The organism is Micromonospora maritima (assembly GCF_902825405.1).
Taxonomy (GTDB): Bacteria; Actinomycetota; Actinomycetes; order Mycobacteriales; family Micromonosporaceae; genus Micromonospora; species Micromonospora maritima.
The window spans coordinates 1-4,687 of record NZ_CADEAU010000423.1; the positions used below are offsets into that span (position 1 = coordinate 1).

Annotated in this window: 5 protein-coding genes; 4 read left to right on the forward strand and 1 reads right to left on the reverse strand. The window is 72.3% G+C overall.

The annotated features are described in order from the left end of the window. Positions 1-289: 289 nt before the first annotated feature. Positions 290-2,020 carry a CTP synthase gene (gene pyrG, locus HUW36_RS26115; protein ID WP_174530575.1) on the forward strand — a complete coding sequence of 577 codons (1,731 nt, stop codon included), beginning with the start codon at positions 290-292 and terminating at the stop codon, positions 2,018-2,020. Further along, positions 2,017-2,622, forward strand: coding sequence for an NUDIX domain-containing protein (locus HUW36_RS26120; RefSeq protein ID WP_098745293.1), 606 nt, complete (start codon positions 2,017-2,019; stop codon positions 2,620-2,622). The genes pyrG and HUW36_RS26120 overlap by 4 nt, the downstream gene beginning before the upstream one ends. A gap of 82 nt (positions 2,623-2,704) precedes the next feature. On the opposite strand, the gene HUW36_RS26125 is transcribed toward HUW36_RS26120, so the two are convergent. Continuing rightward, positions 2,705-3,058: a TM2 domain-containing protein gene (locus HUW36_RS26125; protein ID WP_246248329.1), complete on the reverse strand. Its 354-nt coding sequence runs from the start codon at positions 3,056-3,058 to the stop codon at positions 2,705-2,707. A 188-nt stretch (positions 3,059-3,246) separates the two neighbouring features. Here HUW36_RS26125 and ald point away from each other — a divergent pair, with 188 nt between their 5' ends. Beyond that, the gene (gene ald, locus HUW36_RS26130) at positions 3,247-4,362 is read left to right on the forward strand and encodes an alanine dehydrogenase (protein ID WP_174530576.1); all 1,116 of its coding nucleotides are present in this window, start codon (positions 3,247-3,249) and stop codon (positions 4,360-4,362) included. Continuing rightward, positions 4,359-4,687: site-specific integrase (locus tag HUW36_RS26135; protein WP_174530577.1), on the forward strand; the 329-nt coding region annotated here is incomplete at its 3' end. The genes ald and HUW36_RS26135, both read left to right, overlap by 4 nt.

Here is a 4,687-nt window from a genome sequence, read left to right on the forward strand (position 1 = left end):
AGCCGACCGGGTCCCCGTCCGGGGTGCCCGCGACCTGACCCCCCGCGCCCGGCGGCGTGGCCCGTCTCCGCGCCACGGCGCGGTCCGTCTCCCGGCCGCGGACCGGTCCGGAGACGGGGTGCGGAAGGGCTCCGGGGCGGGCGGACGCGGCCCTACGTGCACCGACAGCGGGTGCGACGCCGGCTCACCGTCCGGAAGGTGTTACCGTGGAATCCCGTGGATCGCGTGATCACTTGGCTGATCGGCACGGCGGTTCGCACGACCGCTACGGACGACACGGGAGCAGGCCTTGGCCCCTTCAGCACGGACGACCAGGCACATTTTCGTCACCGGGGGCGTCGCCTCCTCGCTGGGTAAGGGCCTCACCGCCTCCAGCCTCGGCAACCTGCTGACCGCGCGCGGGTTGCGCGTGGTGATGCAGAAGCTCGACCCGTACCTGAACGTCGATCCCGGCACGATGAACCCGTTCCAGCACGGCGAGGTCTTCGTCACCGAGGACGGCGCCGAGACCGACCTCGACGTCGGGCACTACGAGCGGTTCCTCGACCGGGACCTCTCCGGCAAGGCGAACGTCACCACCGGGCAGATCTACTCGGCGGTGATCGCCAAGGAGCGACGCGGGGAGTACCTGGGCGACACGGTCCAGGTCATCCCGCACATCACCAACGAGATCAAGGCCCGGATCCTCGGCATGGCCGACCCGGACGCCGACGGCCAGGTCCCCGACGTGGTGATCACCGAGGTCGGCGGCACGGTCGGCGACATCGAGTCGCTGCCGTTCCTGGAGTCGATCCGGCAGATCCGCCACGACCTGGGCCGGGACAACTGCTTCTACCTGCACGTGTCGCTGGTGCCCTACCTGGCGCCGTCGGGCGAGCTGAAGACCAAGCCGACCCAGCACTCGGTGGCGCAGCTGCGCAGCATCGGCATCCAGCCCGACGCGCTGGTGCTGCGCTGCGACCGGGAGATCCCGGACAAGGTCAAGGAGAAGCTGTCGCTCTACTGCGACGTGGACCGGGAGGCGGTCACCGCCGCCCCGGACGCGCCGAGCATCTACGACATCCCGAAGGTGCTGCACCGCGAGGGCCTCGACGCGTACGTGGTGCGCCGGCTCGGCCTGTCGTTCCGCGACGTGGACTGGACCAGCTGGGACGACCTGCTGGAGCGGGTGCACCAGCCCCGCCACACGATCACCGTCGCGCTGGTCGGCAAGTACGTCGACCTGCCCGACGCGTACCTGTCGGTCAGCGAGGCGATCCGGGCCGCCGGCTTCGGCCACCGCGCCCGGGTGCAGCTGAAGTGGGTGCCCAGCGACGACTGCGTCACCCCGGCCGGCGCGGCCGCCGCCCTGGCCGGCGTCGACGGCATCGTCATCCCCGGTGGGTTCGGCGTGCGCGGCATCGAGGGCAAGGTCGGCACCGCCCGGTACGCCCGGGAGAACGGCGTTCCGCTGCTCGGCCTCTGCCTCGGCCTGCAGTGCATGACCATCGAGGTGGCCCGCCACCTGGCCGGCCTGGACGGCGCGAACTCGCTGGAGTTCGACGAGGAGGCCGTGCACCCGGTCATCGCCACCATGGCCGACCAGGAGGACATCGTCGCCGGCCGGGGCGACCTGGGCGGCACCATGCGGCTCGGGGCGTACCCGGCGAAGCTGGCCGAGGGCTCGATCGTCGCCGAGGCGTACGGCAGCACCGAGGTCAGCGAGCGGCACCGGCACCGGTACGAGGTGAACAACGCCTACCGGGACCAGCTCACCAAGGCCGGCCTGACCATCTCCGGCACCTCGCCGGACGGGCGACTCGTCGAGTTCGTCGAGCTGGACCGCGACCTGCACCCGTTCTTCGTGGCCACCCAGGCGCACCCGGAGCTGAAGAGCCGCCCGACCCGGCCGCACCCGCTGTTCGCCGCGTTCGTCGGCGCCGCGGTCGCCTACTCCGAGGCCGACCAGCTCCCGGTGGACCTGGACGGCGGGGCGAAGAAGACCGGCCGCGGCGGCGCGGCGAAGGCGTCGGCGAAGTGAGTGGCGTCGAGCACCGGTACGAGGTGACCGCGCGCCGGGACGTCTGGTCCGGCCGGATCTTCTCGGTGGTCAGCGACGACGTGACCATGCCCGGGGGCGGCACCGCCGCGCGCGACTACGTCCGGCACGTGGGCGCGGTGGCCGTGGTGGCGCTCGACGACGCCGGCCAGGTGGTGCTGATCCGCCAGTACCGGCACCCGGTCGGCCGGCACCTGTGGGAGCTGCCGGCGGGCCTGATGGACGTCAGCGGGGAGGACCTGGCCGCCGCGGCGGCCCGGGAGCTGGCCGAGGAGGCCGACCTGACCGCGGGCCGGGTCGACGTGCTTGTCGACCTGCACAGCTCGCCCGGCTTCTCCGACGAGGTGGTCCGGGTCTTCCTGGCCCGCGACCTCGGCGACGTGCCGGCCGAGCAGCGGCACGACCGGCACGACGAGGAGGCCGACCTGCAGGTGGTCCGCGTCGACCTCGACGAGGCGGTCCGGATGGTGCTCGCCGGTGAGATCACCAACGCGTCCTGCGTGGCCGGGCTGCTCGCCGCCGCCCGGGCACGGGAGACCGGCTTCACCGAGCTGCGCCGCCCCGAGGCGCCGCTGCCACGCTGATCCGGAAGCGACGGCTCCGGGAACGACGACGAAGGGGCCGTGCGGTGCGACGCACCGCGCGGCCCCTTCCGTGTGTCGGCGCTCAGTCGCGCAGCGGGCGACCCTGCCCGTCGACGCCACCGTTGACCAGGATCAGGATGCCGTCGATGGTGCCCCAGAGGGCGCCGAAGCCGCAGGTCACGACGCTCACCACGAGCTGAAGGACGCCGGTCTTGGTGTCGCCCATGTAGAAACGCCCGGCGCCGAAGAAGCCGAGCAGAATGCCGAGTACACCCGCGACGACCTTGCTCTTGTCCGAGACGCCCTGCGGGTACTGCTGGTAAGGAGTGGTCATGAGCGGACACCATAGTGATCCACTCGCGTCCTGTCCGCACCGGCACCCGCGGGTGGGAAGATATTTACCGAAGTCTGTCCTGTCGGCTGAGGCCGTCTCCACCGGGCAGCCCGGTCCACGCCTGACAGATCGTCAGCACCACCGGGCACCGGATGTCACTGTGTTGGCGTCCCCCGGCCTCCCACGCGCCTAGACTGCCGCCGGCGGGACCGGTGGACCGCGTCGGCAACGGAGCCGTCGCGGCGCCGTTCAGTCGGGGGTGAGCCGCCCCGGAGGAAGGTGTCTGCATCGTGAAGGTCGGAATCCCCCGCGAGGTCAAGAACCACGAGTACCGGGTGGCGATCACGCCCGCCGGCGTCAACGAGTTCACCCGCCACGGCCACGAGGTGTTCGTCGAGGCCGGCGCCGGGGTCGGCTCCAGCATCACCGACGACGAGTTCGCCGCCGCCGGCGCGAAGATCCTGGCCACCGCCGACGAGGTCTGGGAGACCGCCGAGCTGGTGCTCAAGGTCAAGGAGCCGATCGCCGAGGAGTACCACCGGATGCGCGAGGGGCAGGTGCTCTTCACCTACCTGCACCTGGCCGCCTCCCGCGAGTGCACCGACGCGCTCGTCGACCGCAAGGTCACCGGCATCGCCTACGAGACGGTCGAGCTGCCCGACCGGTCGCTGCCGCTGCTCGCCCCGATGTCCGAGGTGGCCGGCCGGCTCGCCCCACAGGTGGGCGCGTTCTACATGATGCGCACCGGCGGCGGGCGGGGCGTGCTGCCCGGCGGCGTCTCCGGCGTGTACGCGGCCAAGACCGTGGTCATCGGCGCCGGCGTGTCCGGCCTGAACGCCGCCGCCATCGCGCTCGGCCTGCAGTCCGAGGTGCTGCTGCTGGACAAGAACGTGGCCCGGCTGCGCTCGGCCGACGCCATCTACCGTGGCCACCTGCAGACCGTCGCCTCCAACGCGTACGAGATCGAGCGGGCCGTGCTCGACGCGGACCTGGTCATCGGCGCGGTGCTGGTGCCCGGCGCGAAGGCCCCGAAGCTGATCTCCAACGAGCTGGTCTCCCGGATGAAGCCGGGCAGCGTGCTCGTCGACATCGCCATCGACCAGGGCGGCTGCTTCGAGGACTCGCGCCCGACCACGCACGCCGACCCGGTCTACAAGGTGCACGACTCGATCTTCTACTGCGTGGCGAACATGCCCGGCGCGGTGCCGAACACCAGCACCTACGCGCTGACCAACGTCACCCTGCCGTACGCCCTCGAACTCGCGAACCAGGGCTGGCAGCAGGCGCTGCGCAACGACCCGGCGCTGGCGCTGGGCCTGAACACCCACGCCGGCAAGGTCGTCTACGGCCCGGTGGCGGAGGCGCACGGCATGGACGTGCTGCCGCTGGCCGAGGTGCTCCGCTGACCGACCCCACGACGGACCGGGCCGGCGCGGAACCCGCGCCGGCCCTGCGTCGCGCGGTCCGGGGCTACCTGGACCACCTCACGGTCGAGCGTGGACTGTCCGCGAACACGCTCACCTCGTACCGCCGGGACCTGGACCGCTACCTCGACACCCTGGCCGACGCCGGGGTGACCGACCTGGCCGCCGCCGGGGCGGCCCAGGTCGAGGCGCACCTGGCCCGGCTGCGCGCCGGCGACGACACGCATCCGCCGCTCGCCGTCTCCTCCACCGCCCGCGCCGCCAGCGCGGTGCGCGGCCTGCACCGCTTCGCGCTGCGCGAAGGGCT